Source organism: Streptomyces sp. NBC_01618, assembly GCF_045209435.1.
Taxonomy (GTDB): Bacteria; Actinomycetota; Actinomycetes; order Streptomycetales; family Streptomycetaceae; genus Streptomyces.
The window spans coordinates 2,789,130-2,805,377 of sequence record NZ_CP109297.1 but is presented as its reverse complement, the minus strand read 5'-3'; the positions used below and the strand labels follow the sequence as shown (position 1 = coordinate 2,805,377).

Annotated in this window: 14 protein-coding genes and 1 tRNA gene; 9 read left to right on the top strand and 6 right to left on the bottom strand. The window is 71.8% G+C overall.

Annotation, left to right across the window (positions count from 1 at the left end; all coding sequences use genetic code 11):
• Window positions 1–3: 3 nt before the first annotated feature.
• Entirely contained in the window at window positions 4–1,005 is a 1,002-nt protein-coding gene (locus tag OH735_RS13145; RefSeq protein WP_406381664.1) for an SEC-C metal-binding domain-containing protein, read from the bottom strand.
• Between the two features lie 78 nt (window positions 1,006–1,083).
• Between OH735_RS13145 and OH735_RS13140 the strand changes: the two genes are divergently transcribed.
• The 4 genes from OH735_RS13140 to OH735_RS13125 all read left to right on the top strand — a co-directional run bounded on the left by OH735_RS13140 (window position 1,084) and on the right by OH735_RS13125 (window position 4,692).
• Window positions 1,084–1,902: a class E sortase gene (locus OH735_RS13140; protein ID WP_406381663.1), complete on the top strand. Its 819-nt coding sequence runs from the start codon at window positions 1,084–1,086 to the stop codon at window positions 1,900–1,902.
• A gap of 55 nt (window positions 1,903–1,957) precedes the next feature.
• On the top strand, window positions 1,958–2,116 hold the full coding sequence (locus OH735_RS13135) for a DUF3311 domain-containing protein (protein WP_376513752.1): 159 nt from the start codon (window positions 1,958–1,960) through the stop codon (window positions 2,114–2,116).
• On the top strand, window positions 2,113–3,627 hold the full coding sequence (locus OH735_RS13130) for a sodium:solute symporter (RefSeq protein ID WP_406381661.1): 1,515 nt from the start codon (window positions 2,113–2,115) through the stop codon (window positions 3,625–3,627). Before OH735_RS13135 ends, OH735_RS13130 begins: the two co-directional genes overlap by 4 nt.
• A gap of 204 nt (window positions 3,628–3,831) precedes the next feature.
• Window positions 3,832–4,692 (top strand): fumarylacetoacetate hydrolase family protein, encoded by an 861-nt coding sequence (locus OH735_RS13125; RefSeq protein WP_406381660.1) that lies wholly within the window; start codon window positions 3,832–3,834, stop codon window positions 4,690–4,692.
• 254 nt (window positions 4,693–4,946) lie between these two features.
• Here OH735_RS13125 and OH735_RS13120 read toward each other — a convergent pair whose 3' ends face one another.
• Window positions 4,947–5,426 carry a heme-degrading domain-containing protein gene (locus OH735_RS13120; RefSeq protein ID WP_406381658.1) on the bottom strand — a complete coding sequence of 160 codons (480 nt, stop codon included), beginning with the start codon at window positions 5,424–5,426 and terminating at the stop codon, window positions 4,947–4,949.
• On the bottom strand, window positions 5,423–6,619 hold the full coding sequence (locus OH735_RS13115) for a Gfo/Idh/MocA family oxidoreductase (RefSeq protein WP_406381657.1): 1,197 nt from the start codon (window positions 6,617–6,619) through the stop codon (window positions 5,423–5,425). The genes OH735_RS13120 and OH735_RS13115 overlap by 4 nt, the downstream gene beginning before the upstream one ends.
• A gap of 340 nt (window positions 6,620–6,959) precedes the next feature.
• Here OH735_RS13115 and OH735_RS13110 point away from each other — a divergent pair, with 340 nt between their 5' ends.
• On the top strand, window positions 6,960–8,201 hold the full coding sequence (locus OH735_RS13110) for a hypothetical protein (RefSeq protein WP_406381656.1): 1,242 nt from the start codon (window positions 6,960–6,962) through the stop codon (window positions 8,199–8,201).
• A 31-nt stretch (window positions 8,202–8,232) separates the two neighbouring features.
• Here OH735_RS13110 and OH735_RS13105 read toward each other — a convergent pair whose 3' ends face one another.
• A complete protein-coding gene (locus tag OH735_RS13105; protein ID WP_406381655.1) occupies window positions 8,233–9,012 on the bottom strand; it encodes an HAD-IIA family hydrolase in 780 nt (259 codons plus the stop codon).
• Window positions 9,013–9,325: 313 nt separating this feature from the next.
• Between OH735_RS13105 and OH735_RS13100 the strand changes: the two genes are divergently transcribed.
• Complete coding sequence (locus OH735_RS13100) at window positions 9,326–9,898, top strand: hypothetical protein (protein WP_406381654.1); 573 nt, start codon at window positions 9,326–9,328, stop codon at window positions 9,896–9,898.
• Window position 9,899: 1 nt separating this feature from the next.
• Window positions 9,900–10,583 carry a class F sortase gene (locus tag OH735_RS13095; protein ID WP_406381652.1) on the top strand — a complete coding sequence of 228 codons (684 nt, stop codon included), beginning with the start codon at window positions 9,900–9,902 and terminating at the stop codon, window positions 10,581–10,583.
• A 480-nt stretch (window positions 10,584–11,063) separates the two neighbouring features.
• Here the strand turns inward: OH735_RS13095 and OH735_RS13090 are convergent.
• Window positions 11,064–11,137: transfer RNA gene (locus tag OH735_RS13090), tRNA-Lys, on the bottom strand.
• A gap of 186 nt (window positions 11,138–11,323) precedes the next feature.
• Here OH735_RS13090 and OH735_RS13085 point away from each other — a divergent pair.
• Window positions 11,324–12,787 (top strand): peptidoglycan-binding protein, encoded by a 1,464-nt coding sequence (locus OH735_RS13085; RefSeq protein ID WP_406381651.1) that lies wholly within the window; start codon window positions 11,324–11,326, stop codon window positions 12,785–12,787.
• A gap of 14 nt (window positions 12,788–12,801) precedes the next feature.
• A complete protein-coding gene (locus tag OH735_RS13080) occupies window positions 12,802–14,490 on the top strand; it encodes an SPFH domain-containing protein (RefSeq protein ID WP_406381650.1) in 1,689 nt (562 codons plus the stop codon).
• A gap of 243 nt (window positions 14,491–14,733) precedes the next feature.
• Here the strand turns inward: OH735_RS13080 and OH735_RS13075 are convergent, their stop codons facing one another.
• The gene (locus OH735_RS13075; protein ID WP_406381649.1) at window positions 14,734–16,248 is read right to left on the bottom strand and encodes an MFS transporter; all 1,515 of its coding nucleotides are present in this window, start codon (window positions 16,246–16,248) and stop codon (window positions 14,734–14,736) included.

Genomic DNA, 16,248 nt, shown 5'->3' with positions numbered 1-16,248 from the left:
CGTTCACGCGGCGCCGTGGCACTCCTGGTACGTCCGGCCCGAGCCGCACCAGCAGGCGGCGGTCCGGGCCGGGGGCCAGGGGGCGGCGCGGCCGCGGGCGGCGAGGGTGGTGGCGTACTGGGGGAGGAGGTCCGGGTCGGCGGGGGACGTGGCTTCCGAGGCGGCGAAGGCCTCGTACGACGGGACGGTGCCGGTCACGATGCCCAGGTTCGGGGTGCCGGCCTGGTGGAGGTCCCGGAGGGCGGCCTCCAGGCGGGCCAGGTGGTCGGGGCGGGAGGGGTACTCGCTGCGCAGGTTCGGGTACGCGGTGAGGAGTTCGTCGAACTCGGCGGCCGGCCAGTGCAGCACCGCCACCGGGAAGGGGCGGGACAGCGCGGTGCGGTACGTGCCCAGCTCGGCGCGGAGGCGGGTGATCTCGGCCCGGAGCTCGCCGGGGTCCGAGGAGCCCAGCGCCCACAGGCGTTTCGGGTCGTGCAGCTCGTCCAGCGGGACGGCGGCTGTGTGGACGGTGTCCGCCAGCTCGTCCCAGATGTCGTGGTCGGCGCCCATCAGCCTGCGCACACGGTGGCGGCCGATCAGCAGCGACTGCACGGCGTACGGGACCTCCTCGCCCGGCGTCAGGAGGAGCGTCAGCGCGGTCGTGAAGCAGTCGTGCGCCGCTTCCAGTTCGTCGTGCGATTCGAGGGTCTCGGCCGCGATCTCCCAGGGCGCCGGGTCGAGCGGGCCCGCGGCGCGGATGCCGTCGATGATCGCGCGGGCCTCGGCCTCGTGGCCGTATTCCCACAGGTTGGCCGCGTTCAGGGCCTTGACCAGGTGCGGGTGGTCGAGGTCGGGGGAGCCGAGCAGCTCGTCGTAGAGGGTGGTGGCGCGGGCGCGGTCACCGGCGAGCTCCAGATGGGCCGCGGCCTGGAGGAGCAGCGGCTCACGGTCCTCGGGGTACTGCGCCGCGGTGCGCAGCAGGCGCTCGGCTTCGGTGGTGTGATCAGCAGGCGTGTCGGGGCGCATGAACCACACCGTACTGCTGTACGGCATCTGGACGGAGGCTTGTTCCGGCCCTGGAGAGTTACGGGACATGGCCTTATCGTGCGGGCCGTGCGGGAGCGGATACCGGTCGTGGTGCAGCGGAACTCGCGGGGGCGGCGGATCGCCGCGCGCGGGCTCTGGACGGGCGCGGAGGTGGTGGTGACCCTCGGGGTCGTCCTGTTGTTGCTCGTTGTTCATCAGCTGTGGTGGACCAACCGGCAGGCCCGCGCCGACGCCGAACACCGGGTTCAGGCCCTGGAGAGGGAGTGGAGCGCGCCACAAGGACTCCAGGACGGGGGAAGCGGAGACGGCGACGGAGACGGAGGCGGAGGCGGAGACCGGGCCGGGAGCGGGCGTGCGGCGGACAGCGGGGCCTCGGGCGGCCGTTCGTCCGCGGGCCGTACCGCGCCATCCGCCGCGCCGCGCTGGGATCAGGCGTACGCCGTCATCCGCATCCCGCGGCTCGGGCTCACCGCCCCCGTCGCCCAGGGCATCAGCAAGCACGGCGTCCTGGACAGGGGATACGTCGGGCACTACCCGGGCACCGCGCAGCCCGGCCGGCCGGGCAACTTCGCGCTCGCAGGGCACCGCAACACGCACGGCGAGCCCTTCCGGTACATCAACCGGCTGCGGCGCGGCGACCGGATCGACGTCGAGACCCGGGACGCCGTCTACACGTACACAGTCGACCGGACGCTCGGGCAGACCAGCGCCCGCGACAGCGGTGTCATCGCGGCGGTCCCGCGCAGCAACGTGAAGCCGTACGCGGGGTACGGAACGCCCGGTTCCTATGTGACGCTCACTACGTGCACACCTGAATTCACCTCCCGATACCGGCTTGTCGTCTGGGGGAAGCTGACGGATGTCCGGGCGCGGTAGCCGTGTCGCACTAAGGTTCCCTGACGTGCTCAAACGACGTCCGCAGTTGTTGTGGTTGCTGGTCCCCTACGTGCTGTACCTGGGCGTGCTGCCGTTCGTGAACCGGGTCCGTCCCGTCGTTCTCGGACTGCCGTTCCTCTTCGTATGGCTGCTCGGGGCGACCCTGCTGACACCCGTCGCCGTATGGCTGACCCGGCGGGGGGACCGCCGGTGAACGCCGCGGTCGCGACCTTTGTCTTCGGGGTCTTCATGGTCGCCACCGTCGCCCTCGGGCTGCTCGCGACGCGCGGGCGGCGAAAGGGGAACGGAGCGGGCGGCGGGCTCGCCGAGTGGTCCGTGGGCGGGCGCAGTCTCGGGACCGTGTTCATCTGGGTGCTGATGGCCGGCGAGGGCTACACCAGCTTCAGCTACCTGGGCGCCGCGGGATGGGGCTACAACTACGGGGCGCCGGTGCTGTACGTGGTGGCGTACATGTCCTGCGGGTACGCCCTCGGTTACGTCGTCGGGCCGACACTCTGGGCGTACGCACGCAAGCACGGGCTCGTCGGGATCACCGACATGGTGGCGCACCGTTTCGGCCGGCCCTGGCTCGGTGCGCTGGTCGCCGTCCTCGCGACCGTCTTCCTGCTGCCGTACATCCAGCTCCAGATCACCGGCATGGGCGTGGTCGTCTCGACGATCTCCTACGGTGCCATCAGCCTGAACTGGGCCTACTTCATAGCCTTCGCCGTCACCACCGGTTTCGTCGTGGTGAGCGGGCTGCGCGGCAGCGCGTGGGTGTCCGTCCTCAAGGACGTCCTCGTCATCGCCACACTCGGGTTCCTCGCCTTCTACGTACCGCTGCACTACTTCGACGGGTACGGGCCCTTCCTCGACCGGCTCGTCACCGAGAAGAGCGACTGGCTGACCTTCCCCGGGCACGGGGACAGCGGGCTCGGGCAGGCGTGGTTCATCACCACGTCCTTCCTCAACTCCCTCACCGTGGTGATCTTCCCGACGACCGTCGCCGGCTACCTCGGCGCATCGAGCGCCGACGTACTGCGCCGCAACGCGATGTTGCTGCCCGCCTACAACGTGCTGCTCTTCGTGCCGATGCTGCTCGGCATGGCGGCGCTCTTCGTCGTGCCCGGGCTCGTCGGCGCGGAGTCCAACCTGGCGCTCTTCAAGCTCGTCGTGGACTCGCTGCCCGCCTGGGCGGTCGGCGTCATCGGCGTCGCGGCGGCGCTCTCGTCGATCGTGCCGATGGCCGTCTTCATGCTGGTCATCGGCACGATGTGGGGGCGCAGTGTGCTCTCGCTCGTACCGCGGTGGGAGCGGCGGCAGAAGGGCGCCGCGCAGACCGTCGTGGTGGCCGCGGGCGTGATCGCGCTGGTGCTCACGTACACCGCGCCGAACACCCTCGTACGGCTCTCCCTCATCTCGTACGAGGGGATGGCGCAGCTGCTCCCCATGGTGCTGCTGGGGCTGATGTGGCGGCGGCTGACGCTGTTCGGGGCGCTGAGCGGGCTGGTCGTCGGCGTGGGCGTGGTGTGCGGGTTCGTGTTCACCCAGAACGATCCGGTGTGGGGCGTGAACGCGGGCATCGTGGCGCTCGGCGCCAACCTGGTCGTGGCGCTCGCCGTGACGTACGCGGGGCCGCGCGAGCGCGACGAACGGCCGGACAGCGAGGTGCTCGCGCGGGACGAGATCGGCGCTCCGGAGCCGTACGCCGCCTCTCAGGGCTGATGGCCGTGTCGGACCGACCGTGCCGCGACGTGCCGGCCGCGGGCACCGCCATGGCCACCGCGGCGTAAGCGGGGCGGCGAGTGCGCCGGTCCACTGTGTGAACAGGGCCTTGCGGAATGATCGGATGTCTTGGACGATCGGGCGAGCCTGCGATGGCCGCCACCCATCCGACGGGCCCGATCTCGACCTAGGGGAGAAACACCGTTGAAGCTGCTTCGTGTGGGTACGGCCGGCGCGGAACGACCGGCGCTGCTGGACGAGGACGGAACCCTGCGTGACCTGTCGGGGATCGTCACCGACATCGATGGCGCGCTGCTCTCCGACGAGTCCGCGCTCGCCCGGGTGCGGGCCGCCGCGGCCGCGCCCGGCGAACTGCCCGAGCTCGACGCGGAAGGGCTGCGGGTCGGTCCGCCGCTCGCCCGGATCGGCAAGATGGTGTGCATCGGGCTGAACTACCACGACCATGCCGCCGAGACCGGCGCGCAGATCCCCACTGAGCCGATCCTGTTCTTCAAGGCGCCCGACACCGTCATCGGGCCCGACGACACGGTGCTGGTGCCGCGCGGCAGCGTCAAGACCGACTGGGAGGTCGAGCTCGCGGTCGTCATCGGGCGCACCGCCCGGTACCTGGAGTCCGCCGAGGAGGGGCTCGCGCACGTCGCCGGGTACGCGACGGCGCACGACGTCTCCGAGCGCGAGTTCCAGATCGAGCGCGGCGGCACCTGGGACAAGGGGAAGAACTGCGAGACGTTCAACCCGCTGGGGCCGTGGCTGGTGACGGCGGACGAGATCGCCGATCCGCAGGCGCTGCCGCTGAAGCTCTGGGTCAACGGTGAGCTGAAGCAGGACGGCACGACGGCCGATCAGATCTTCCCGGTGGGCGAAGTGGTCCGGTATCTCAGCCACTTCATGACGCTGTACCCGGGCGATGTGATCAACACCGGGACGCCGGCCGGGGTCGCCCTGGGGCGGCCCGAGCCCAAGCCGTACCTGAGGGCCGGGGACGTCGTGGAGCTGGAGGTCGTCGGGCTGGGGCGGCAGCGGCAGGAGCTGAAGGACGCGTAGCGGCGGGGGTGGGGGTGGGGCGGTTGCCCGGGGGCGCCCGGGCGGCCGCTTCGTCCTCAGTCGCCGGACGGGCTGAAAGCTGTCCTCAATCGCCGGACGGGCTGGATTTGGCCGGCGTGGGCTTGATCGGCCGGCGTGGGCTTGATCGGCTGGTGCGGGTCCGAGGGTGAGGCCCTGGGGCGACCCATCGGAATGGGGAGTAAAGATCGGAGGGGTGGGGTGCTGTGCGAGCAGCGCCCCACCCCTCCTTCGCGTCATGCGCCGATCGTCGTCGCGAAGTGTTCCAGCGCCTCGACCACCAAGGCGTGGTCCTCCGCCTGGGGCAGGCCCGAGACCGTCACCGAGCCGATGACCCCCGCGCCCTCGACCGCGATCGGGAACGAACCGCCGTGCGCGGCGTACGCGTCCGGGTCCAGGCGCGAGGCGTCGTCGAACGTCGTGCCCTTCGCCCGGAATCGGGATCCGACCAAGTACGAGCTCTCGCCGAAGCGTTCCACGACCCTGCGCTTGCGGTCGATCCAGGCGTCGTTGTCCGCGCTCGATCCCGGCAGTGCGGCATGGAACAGCTGTTGCGCGCCGCGTCGGATGTCGATCGCGATCGGGGCGTGCCTCTCCCGGGCCATCGCGACGAGCAGGCCGCCGAGCGCGTACGCGTCGTCGTAGCTGAAATGCGGCAGCGTCAGTCGGCGCTCCTGGGCGATGAGCTCGGAGATGGTCGGAGCGGTGGGGTTCATACGGGCTCCTCCTCGGTGTCGGCGGAGGCGGACGGGGATATGGCGGGCAGGGTCACGGTGACCCCCTCGCGGGCCGAGCGGCGGGCGGCCTCCAGTACGTCCAGGGCCGCTGCGGCCTGGAAGGCGGTCACTGGATTGTCGCCCTTTCCGCGCAGCGCGTCGGTGACCGCCGCGTAGTACGCGGGATAGTCGCCCGGCAGCGTAGGAACCGGGGCGCCGCCGCCGGTCAGCGGGGACTCGCCCGAACCGATCCGGCCCCACAGCTCCTCGGGCTCCTCGCCCCACGGCCGACCCGCCGCCGGGCGTGCGCCCGCGCGCAGATCGGCCTCCTGCGGATCGAGGCCGTACTTCACGTAGCCGGCGGTCGAGCCGAGCACCCGGAAGCGCGGCCCGAGCTGGGCCGTGGTGGCGCTGACGTACAGATGCGAGCGGACCCCGCCGGCATGGGTGATCGCGAGAAACGTGTCGTCGTCGGCGGCGGCGCCGGGGCGGCGTACGTCGGATTCCGCGTACACCCGCACCGCCGGTCCGAACAGCACGAGCGCCTGGTCGACGACATGGCTGCCCAGGTCGTACAGCAGCCCGCCGATCTCCCCCGGGTCGCCCGACTCGCGCCAGCCGCCCTTCGGCTGCGGGCGCCACCGCTCGAAACGGGACTCGAAGCGCTGTACGGTCCCCAGCTCGCCGTCCGCGACCAGGCGGGCGAGGGTGCGGAAGTCGTTGTCCCAGCGGCGGTTCTGGAACACCGAGAGCAGCAGCCCGCGCTCCTCGGCGAGGGCCGCGAGCTCCCGCGCCTCGGCGGCCGTACCGGCGATCGGCTTGTCCACGACGACCGGCAGACCGGCCTCGATCGCGGCGGTCGCGATCGGGACATGGGTCCTGTTCGGCGAGGCGATCACGATCAGATCGAGTTCGTCCGCGCGCCCCCACAGCTCCTGCGGCGACCCGGCGAACCGAACGTCGGGGAACTCGGCGCGCGCCTGCGCCCGCCGCTCCTCGCTCGACGTGACGACCGTGTCGAGGACGAGGCCCTCGGTCGCGGCGATCAGCGGGGCGTGGAAGACGGAACCCGCCAGGCCGTAGCCGACGAGTCCGACGCGCAGGGGAGTCCCGGACAGCCGAGGGGTCCCGGACGACAGAGGGGCCTCGGACAGTCCGTGCGTCTCGTGAGTCGTGTTGCCAGTCGTGGTCATGGGTGAACTTAAGCAACGCTGTTGCCGAAGCGTCCAGCCCGGACGGGCCGGGGCGCGGGGGCTGGGCCGGTCGAGCGGTTCCCGGCCGCCGTCCGGGTGGCTCTCCGGCATGTCGGTGCCGGGCGCCACGCGCGTGCGTGACAGTGTCGCGGCCCAGAACCGTTGAACTCCGGCGCACAGGGCTGGGCGGGTGCTGAAGATCTTGGCCGGACCCGTGGCGGCCGGCGCGCGCATCCCTTGCGCCTTGTGGCTGTACGTGCCGGCCGCCGATCCCCGGTCCGGCCAAGGTCTTCAACACCCTCCCAGCCGACCGTTCCCGCGAGCAGCGAAGGGTGCCCCCATGTCCCCGACACCACCCCCGCCGGCCACGCCGTCCGCGCCGACCCCCAAGCCGAGTCCCGCATCCGATCCCACGTCCCTCCCCCTGACCGCCGCCGCCTCGCTCCCCGTGTCCGCCGCCCCCGCCCGTCCTCCCTCGCCGCACCCGTCCTCGTCCCCAGCTCCCGGCCGGACGCGGCACGGGCTCGCGCTCGGGCTGGCGGCGGCGAGCGTGGTTCCCGCGGTCCTCGGCGGCGCCTCCGCCGCACCCGCCTCCGCGGCGCCGTCGCTCACCCCGGTCTCGAAGCCGGACGCCACCACCGCCGACCAGCAGCCCGGCTGCGGTGATCCGGAGTCGGGCGACTTCCCGATCAGCACCCGCCTCCGCGGCGGCCCCGACACCTACGCGCCCGGCGGCGGCTACGGAACCTGGTTCCTGGACCTGACCAACACCACCACCGAGTCGTGCCGGGCCATCCACCCGGTGCTGGTCCTCACCGACGAGGACCGGAAGCTGACCGCCGACCAGATCCAGCTGGAGTTCGCCGAGCCCTCCCGCCCCGATGTGGAGTACCGCGTCAGCTGGGAGACCACCGACCAGGACGAACACATCGGCGTCTTCGGCGGCGACGGCGCCGAAGACTTCGCCGGCTTCACCGTCCCCGCGGGCCGTACGCTCACCGTCGAGGTCCGAATGGCGTTCACCTCCGACGCCGTCCCCGGCCGGATCACCGCCAACGCGGCGATCGTCCAGCGCCAGCACGCGGCGAGCGGCGGGGCGGGGAAGGACGACGGGTCCTGGGTCGGTGAGTCCGACGACTACCCGTTCACCGTCGTCGAGGACAGCTACGTCGACAGCTACGTCGACAGCGACAGCGACAGCGACAGCGACGTCGACAGCGACAGAGGCAGCGACGAGACGGCCGATACGGGAGAGACCGAAGGGACCGGAGACACCAACGGGACCGGAGACACCGAAGGGACCGGAATCATCGGTGGGACCGGCGAAACCCCTGCCACCGGCGACGCCCCTGCCACCGGCGAAACCCCTGCCACCGGCGACGCCCCTGCCCCTCGCGACACCCCCCGCCCGTTCGCACCTGGCCGGACCCCGGCGCAGGGCGACCTCCCCGAACTGGCCCGCACCGGCCCGGCCACCCTTCCGTACCAGGGCATCACCGTCGCGGGGTTCCTGATCGCCGGCGGGGCGTTGGTGATCCGGTCCCGCCGCATGCGCCGCCCCCGCTCCGGGCCCGGCCACTGAACCGCCCGTCCAAGGGCCGGGCGGCCCTCCGTCAGACGAGGTCGACGAGGTCCGCGATCGAGTTCACGACGTTGGTCGGCCGGTACGGGTAGCGCTCGATCTCACCCCTGCTCGTCAGCCCGGTGAGCACCAGGAACGTTTCCATCCCGGCCTCCAGCCCGGCCAGCACGTCCGTGTCCATCCGGTCGCCGATCATGGCGGACGTCTCGGAGTGCGCACCCAGGGTGTTCAGCGCACTGCGCATCATCAGCGGGTTGGGCTTGCCGACGAAGTACGGCTCCTTGCCGGTCGCCTTCGTGATCAGCGCGGCGACGGAACCCGTGGCCGGCAATGCGCCCTCGGGGGAGGGCCCGGTGTTGTCGGGGTTGGTGGCAATGAAACGGGCACCGTTGTTGATCAGCCGGATGGCCTTCGTCAGCGCCTCGAACGAGTACGTCCGGGTCTCGCCCAGGATCACGAAATCGGGCTCGTGGTCGGTGAGAACGTATCCGGCATCGTGCAGGGCGGTGGTCAGCCCCGCCTCACCGATCACGTAGGCAGTGCCACCGGGGTGCTGATTGTCCAAGAACTTGGCGGTGGCCAGGGCCGAGGTCCAGATGTTCTCGACCGGCACTTCGAGACCGATCCGGTTGAGCCGCACATGAAGGTCCCGGGCGGTGTAGATCGAGTTGTTCGTCAGCACCAGGAACGGCTTGCCCGAATCGCGCAGCTTCTTGATGAAGGCATCCGCACCGGGGATCGGCACCCCTTCATGCATCAGTACGCCGTCCATGTCGGTGAGCCACGATTCGATGGGCTTCTGCTCTGTCATGGGTGCGGCTCCTGCCGAACGAGGACTTACGGGATGACCATGCTATTCACTCACCACTTCCACGGCCCGAACGTCTCGTAGCCCGGACGTCCCGTGGACCGTCCCCGGGCGCCGCGCCATGCTGACGCCCGCCTGAAGGTCCCCCTTCCGGCCGTCCACCGTCGTCGCTTCCCTCGCCGTTCCGGCCGGCCCCGTCACGGTGGGCCCGGCCCGGCGGGGTGCGCCGTCCGAGGTGGAGGCGCGGGCCGTCCCCCGCGCTCCTGCGGATGCGAAAAGCCCGAGGAGGAGTGAACCTGCCCTAAGGAGGTTCACGATGCGTTCCATACCCCTCACGTTCTGTGCCGCCGCGGTCGTCGCGGCGACCCTGGTGCCGGCTTCCGTCGCACTGGCCGACTCCGATACCGGGACCGACCGGGGGACGGGCTCGGGCTCCCGTACCGCTCTCTCGGTGTCCCCGCCCTCCCTCGCCCCGGGCGGCGAGGTGGATCTGCGGCTGGACAGCTGCGGGGGCAAGGAGGCCAAGGGCAACTCCGACGTGTTCGTCTCCGAGGCGCGCTTCTCGCCCGCCGCGGACGGGGGCCTCATCGCGCAGGCCCGGCTCAGCACGGACGCCTCCCCGGGCGACCACGAGATCCAGGTCGTGTGCACGGACGACAAGGGCACCAAGGTTTCCGGCACGGTCACGGTCGTCGACCGCGGCCAGGCCTCGCCCCTCGCCCCGGTCCGCGCGGGAGGCGGCGGCACCGCCGCACTCAACGAGCGGGAAGCCCGTCAGGAGGGCCCCGGCATCGTGCACGCGGTGATCGGTCTGGTCCTGGCCGCCGTCGCGGCCGTCACCGTCGCGTTCCGCAGCGCGCGCCGCCGCCGCCGTTCGGCCGCGGACTGACATGCCCACCGCCGACCGCCCCGAGGGCCACGGACGACTGCTCACCGGAGTGGCCTGGGCCGTCCTGCTGATGGGCCTGTGGCTCTGGGGCCGCGACATCACCGACGGCTCCGGCGCCAGCTCCGCCCCGACCACCGGCGACGTCGCCGCGGTCGGGCGCCCCCTCGGCGTTCCGCTGCCCGCACCGCACGACCCGATCGAGGGCGCGGCGCCGGAGCGGGTCGAGATCCCGTCGATCGGCATCAAGGCGCCGGTGGTCGCCCGCGGGCTGGACAAGGACGGGGCGATCGAACCGCCGCCGTTCGACACGCCCCAGACCGTCGGCTGGTACGGGAACGGCACCGAGCCCGGCGCGAAGGGCCCCGCGCTCTTCGTCGGCCACGTCGACACCGAGACCGAGCCGGCCGTCTTCTACGGACTGAGCGCGGCCCGCCCCGGCGCCAAGGTCGAGGTGACCCGCGCGGACGGCACGGTCGCCGAATTCACCGTCGACGACGTCCAGGTCTTCACCCGGGAACGGTTCAACGCCGACAAGGCCTACGGGCCCCGCAAGAACGGCCGCGCGGAACTCCGCCTGATCACCTGCGGCGGCACCTACGACCGGGCCTCGCACTCGTACGACGCGAACGTGGTCGTCTCGGCCTACCTGACCGGCGAGAAGTCCGGGAGCGGCGACCGGGCCTGACGCCCTCTGTATCCGGCCCGGCCGGCACCCTTTCCCCGGGGTGCCGGCCGGGCCGGTCCTCGACCGCGGCGCGCGGGGCTGCGGGAGTAGCCCGGCGCCGACACGGGAGGTCAGGGGGGCGGACCGTGCCCGTCACTCTAGGGCGACGAACGTCCTTGGCCCAGAGGGTTTCTGACGTACCGTTCAGAACTGGTCACTCTCAGCTTCCGGGCGAGTGGACAGAAGCCCTGTGCCGGGATGAAGGGGATGCGGCAGTGCACCGCCGCCGCACCCGGTACGAGGTGTCCGGACCGGGTCGGTGGGCCCGCGAGCCGGCTGGAGTACTCGTATTCGTAGCGCGACACGGCGTTCGCCGGGTGCCTCGCTGTGCGCGCGTGAAAGCGGAGGCGCGGGGAGGGGGTGCGGGAAATGGGTGCGGGGATCGGCTTCGGAGAACGAGCAAGACCCCCTCACGTGTGGTGAGGGGGTCTTGACTCTGCGTGCGCCGCCAGGGACTCGAACCCCGGACCCGCTGATTAAGAGTCAGCTGCTCTAACCAACTGAGCTAGCGGCGCCTGCTGACCTGAAGAACTCTACCCGAATGTGAGGGGTGGTCCTGACCATTTCCCGTCCATCACGGCCTGTCGGATGGTCGTTTTTTCTGTTCTGTCCGTCAAAATGCGATATGTCAGGAGAGAGTCGAGACACTGACGCCCGTGCACATGCGCCCAAAGATCTTGACGAGTGCGGAGGGGAATCGCATGACTGTGCCGGCCTTCGAGGAGTACGTACCCGCCATCGACTGCACCTGCGCCGGGTGCGCCGAGCAACGGCGAGCCGCCGCGAGTGCCTTGCCCCTGCGGTACGGAGGACATCCGGCCGCGCACGGCGCGCGCCGTGCGCTGGTGCTGGCCACCGCGGCCGGAGTGGTGCTGGGCACCGGTGTGGCCGAGGCGGCGAGCGCGCCGGGCGACCGGGCGGCGGAGGCGGCCGGAGCGGCCAGGGTGGACGCGCCGCCGGCGCCGTCGCCGACCCCGGTGGCTCCGCCGGGGTCGGCGACGGCGGAAGGGGTGGCGGAGGTGGCCGGTGTGGTGGACGCGGCCGGTCCAGTGGGCCCGGACCCCGACGGCGAGGATGATCCGCTCGACCGGACCGACGTGGATTCGAACAGTCCGCAGGGCGAACCGGGCCCGGTGCGGGGCACGGGGACCTCGGGTCCGTCCTCGTCCGGGACCTCGGCCACGCTGCGCAAGACCAGCCGGGCCGCCATCATCAACCGCGCGAAGAAGTGGGTGTCCGCGAAGGTCCCGTACAGCATGAGCAAGTACTGGTCCGACGGCTACCGGCAGGACTGCTCCGGCTATGTCTCGATGGCCTGGGGCCTGCCCGGCAACGAGTGGACCGGGAGCCTCGCCAAGTTCGGGAAGCGGATCGCGCGGAAGGATCTGCAGCCCGGCGACATCCTGCTCTTCCACAACCCGGCCAACCCCTCGAAGGGCTCGCACGTCACGATCTTCGGCGGTTGGACCGACTACACGCACACCCACTACTCGGCGTACGAGCAGACGAAGCCGCACACCCGCAGGCAGACGACGCCCATGGCGTACTGGACCCACTCCGGCAGCTACGTCGCGTACCGCTACAAGGGCCTCTCCGGCGGAAGCGGTGGAAGCGGCGGCAGCGGCTCGTCGACGACGTTCCCGGGCTCCTTGAAGTTCGGTCCCGGAGCCAGCAACGCGTACGTCACCCAGCTCGGGCACATGCTCGTGGAGCGGGGTGGCCAGAGCTTCTACGAGGTCGGTCCCGGGCCGGGCTGGGGCGACGCCGACCGGCGCGCGACCCAGGCGTTCCAGAAGGCCCAGGGCTGGACGGGCAAGGAGGCCGACGGCATCCCCGGCCCCCACACCTGGCGGCTCCTGGCCGGTGGGACCGGTCACGACATCCCCGACTCCGGGAGCGGGGGCGGCCAGGGTGATTCGAACTCGGACTCGAAGTTCCCCGGCCGGGGTTATTTCCGCCCCGGTCAGTCCAACAGCCATGTCGACAAGCTCGGCAAGCAGTTGGTGAAGAAGGGATACGGCAAGTACTACCAGTCGGGACCGGGGCCCCGGTGGACCGAGGCGGACCGGCGCAATGTCGAGGCCTTCCAGCAGGCCCAGGGCTGGCGGGGCGGAGCGGCTGACGGCTATCCCGGTCCGGAGACCTGGCGGCGACTCTTCGCGTGACAAGACGGACATGCATGACGGAGGCAGGAATGGGATCCACGGTGTCGGACAGTTCCGGAACACCGGACAACGGGAGCGCACGGGAGCGGGAACGGGAAGGGGGAGGGGGAGGGGGAGGGGGCTTGGACGGGAGGACGGCTCAGGCCTTGGCCTCCGGTCCGGCTCCGGCCTCGGCCTCGGGTCCGGTTTCGGCCCCCGGTCCGTGTCCGTGTCCGGCTCCGGCCTCGGGTCCGGTTTCGGCTCCGGCTCCGGCCTCGGGTCCGGTTTCGGCGGATGGCGCCGGGTCGGATGGCGGGCCGGACTCCGTGGTCGACCTCGTGCTGGACCTCGTCCCCGGCGAAGACGAGGTTTCCGCCCTCGGCGCGACCTCGGCCTCGGTATCGGTCCCTGCCATGGGCGCCGCCGCCGTTCCGGCCATGGCGTCGGTCACCGCGCCCGCCGGGGACCCGGAGCCGAGTGCCATCCCCGTACCGGTCCTGGTCGGCCTTGCTTTGTCGGGCGCCGCACCCGCCGCGGACCCGGTGCCGCGCACCACCCGCACCACCCGCACCACCCCCGGAGCCGAGCAGTCCGGCGACGCCGAGCGGCGGCACGCGGTGATCGCCACTGAGCGGACCGCGTCCATCCCCGTACACCTGCTCTTTCGTGAGGACCCCGAGCACACCGACGCCGCTTCGCTCCCCGCCGGTGTGCTGCGGCGCGGGGCGGCCGACGGGCACCGGCCGGCCGCTGGGCTGCGGCGGCCGCCCGCGCCGAGGGGGCCGCAGGTGCGGCCTTCGACGCGTCCGGCGCCCGTCGGTGACCCACGGCTTGCCGAGCGGTCGGGGCCCGCGCTGCCCGGCTGGGTGGCGCTGCTCGCCGGGCTGGCCGGGATCGCGGCCGGTGGCGCCGTCCTCTGGTCGGTCGGCGCGCTGCCCGTCGCCCCGCTCGCCCGGCTCGGGATCGGCTCGCGTCCGTACGACGGGATCGGGCTCGGCGCCTGGGCGGCGCTCACCGCGCTGGGGGCTGCGGTGCTTCTCGCGCTCGGCGGCCTGAGCCGCGGACGCGTCGGGTACGCCTGGGTGCTGACCCTCTTCGGCGAGTACCGGGGCAGTGTGCGGCGCACCGGGCTGATGTGGATCAGCCCGCTGCTGCTCCGCCGCCGGGTCGACGTACGTCTGCGGCACTGGCGCAGCGAACCGCTCCCCGCCGTGGACGCCAACGGTACGGCGCTGCGCGTCGTCGTCCTCGTCGTGTGGCGGATCAAGGACACCGTACGGGCGACGCTCGGGGTCGCGGACCACGAGGCGTATCTGCGCGAGCAGGTCGAGGCGGCGATGGCGCGGGTCCTCTCGCAACTGCCCGCCGACGCCTTCCACGAGGACGCGCACACCCTGCGCAACGCGGAGGCTGTCGGTGACGCGCTTACCCGGATGCTGAAGGCGGACTGCGCACCCGTCGGTATCGAGGTGTACTCGGCGCAGCCGACCGGCATCGAGTACGCGCCGGAGGTCGCCGCGGCCATGCAGCGCCGCCGGATCGCCGCCATCGACGCCAAACACCGCGACAGTGTCCTGACTTCGGTGGTTGACGCGGTGGACGACACCGTGAACCGGCTGACCGCCAGGGGGATCGTGGAGCTGGACGACTACGAACGGAAGTCGCTGGTCAAGGACTTGACGGTGGCCTTCTACACCGGACGCAGCGGCGGCGAGGGCGCCTGACGGCCCGCAGGGGGGTGCTGTGGCGGCGAAGCGGAATCCAACTCCCACGATCTCCGTCGGTACCGCGCCGCACCTGGCGGGGCGGGCATGCACCGGCTCCAGCGGTGCGCCAACCGCGACGCGGTACGCCGCCACCGCGATCGGGGACGGACCGACCGCGCCGCCGGGCTCAGGAGTTCGCTCAACGGCTGGTGCCCCTGACCGGCAAGCTTTGCCCCGTCGCAAACATTGCCGGTCACGGCACTAGCTCATCAGAGTCAGCCCGTCCCGGTCCGCCGCAGTGGTCCGCCGCAGCAGCGTCACGGCCAGCACCGCGCCCGCCAGCAACAGCGCGGCCCCCGCCACCGAGGCGTACTGCATGCTGTGCACGAAGGCCGCCCGCCCGACCGAGATCAGCGAGCCGTCCCCCGTGGCCACCGCGCCCGCCAGCGTCTTACGGGCGTCCTCCGGCGCGGAGCCCGGCATGTCGGCGGTGTAGACGGCCGTGGCCAACGCACCGAGCAGGGCCATCCCCGTCGCACCGCCGAACTCCTGCCCGGTCTCCAGCAACGAGGCCGCCGAACTCGCCTTCTCCGGCGAGGCGGTGGACAGTGCCAGGTCCGAGACGAGCGCCATCACGGTGACGATGCCGCAGCTCATCACGGCGCAGCCGCCGAGCAGCAGCCACAGTGAGTCCGTACCGGTCAGGGCGAGGACCGCGAAACCGGCGGCGGCGATGACGAAACCGGCAGAGATGACGCGCGTACGGTCGGTCCGTTGGGCGATCGCCGTGGCCGTCGGGGCGGCGGCACCCACCGCCAGTGACGGGGCCAGGCTCCACAGCGCGGCCTCCATCGTGCCCATGCCGAGCACCGACTGCAGATACTGCGTGGTGAAGAACGAGGACCCCATCATGGCGAACGCGGCCAGCGCGTTCAGCCCGATCCCGGCCGCGAAGCCGCTGTTGCGGAAGAGCTCCCGGCTGATCATCGCGTTGCCGTGGCCGCGCTGGCGGCGGACGAAGAACCGGCCGAGGACGAGCCCGGCGGCGATGATCAGCGCGTTTCGAACATCGAGCCCGTGGGCGGCGCTCTCCTTGACCCCGTAGACGACGGGCAGCACGGCCCCCATCGACAGCGGCACGCTCAGGAAGTCGAACCGGCCGGGGTTCGGGTCCTTGAACTCCGGTACCAGCACCGGCACCAGGACCAGCAGCAGCACCATGGCCGGCACATTGATCAGAAAGACCGAGCCCCACCAGAAGTGCTCCAGCATGACCCCGCTGAGCACCGAGCCGAGCGCGATCCCGCCGGCCATGGCACCCGACCAGATGCCGACGGCCCGGCCGCGCTGCCGCTCGTCGCGGAACATGTTGCGTACGAGCCCCATCGTCGACGGCATCAGCGTCGCACCACCGATCCCGAGCAGGGCGCGGGCCGCGATCAGCATCTCCGGGCTGGTGGAGTACGCGGCGGCGACGGACGCGGTACTGAACGCGAACGCGCCGAGGAGCAGCAGCTTGCGGCGGCCGATCCGGTCGCCGAGCGAACCCATCGTGATGAGCAGGCCGGCCAGGGCGAAGGCGTACACGTCGAAGATCCAGAGCTGCTGGGTGGCGCTGGGTGCGAGGTCCCGGTCGATGGCCGGGATCGCGAAGAAGAGGACGGAGACGTCCATCGAGACGAGGAGGAGGGGAAGCAGAAGGACCACGAAGGCGGTCCATTCCCGGCGACCGGCGAGGGGGCCGCGCTCGGCGGTGGTGCTCGTAGCGTTCGTCAT

Excerpts from the sequence above, each read along its gene's own strand:
- OH735_RS13110 (WP_406381656.1), top strand. The coding sequence starts at position 6,960 with ATGTCCCCGACACCACCCCCGCCGGCCACGCCGTCCGCGCCGACCCCC.
- OH735_RS13100 (WP_406381654.1), top strand. The coding sequence starts at position 9,326 with ATGCGTTCCATACCCCTCACGTTCTGTGCCGCCGCGGTCGTCGCGGCG.
- OH735_RS13075 (WP_406381649.1), bottom strand. The coding sequence starts at position 16,248 with ATGACGAACGCTACGAGCACCACCGCCGAGCGCGGCCCCCTCGCCGGT.
- OH735_RS13105 (WP_406381655.1), bottom strand. The coding sequence starts at position 9,012 with ATGACAGAGCAGAAGCCCATCGAATCGTGGCTCACCGACATGGACGGC.
- OH735_RS13085 (WP_406381651.1), top strand. The coding sequence starts at position 11,324 with ATGACTGTGCCGGCCTTCGAGGAGTACGTACCCGCCATCGACTGCACC.
- OH735_RS13120 (WP_406381658.1), bottom strand. The coding sequence starts at position 5,426 with ATGAACCCCACCGCTCCGACCATCTCCGAGCTCATCGCCCAGGAGCGC.
- OH735_RS13095 (WP_406381652.1), top strand. The coding sequence starts at position 9,900 with ATGCCCACCGCCGACCGCCCCGAGGGCCACGGACGACTGCTCACCGGA.
- OH735_RS13115 (WP_406381657.1), bottom strand. The coding sequence starts at position 6,619 with ATGACCACGACTGGCAACACGACTCACGAGACGCACGGACTGTCCGAG.
- OH735_RS13145 (WP_406381664.1), bottom strand. The coding sequence starts at position 1,005 with ATGCGCCCCGACACGCCTGCTGATCACACCACCGAAGCCGAGCGCCTG.
- OH735_RS13080 (WP_406381650.1), top strand. The coding sequence starts at position 12,802 with ATGACGGAGGCAGGAATGGGATCCACGGTGTCGGACAGTTCCGGAACA.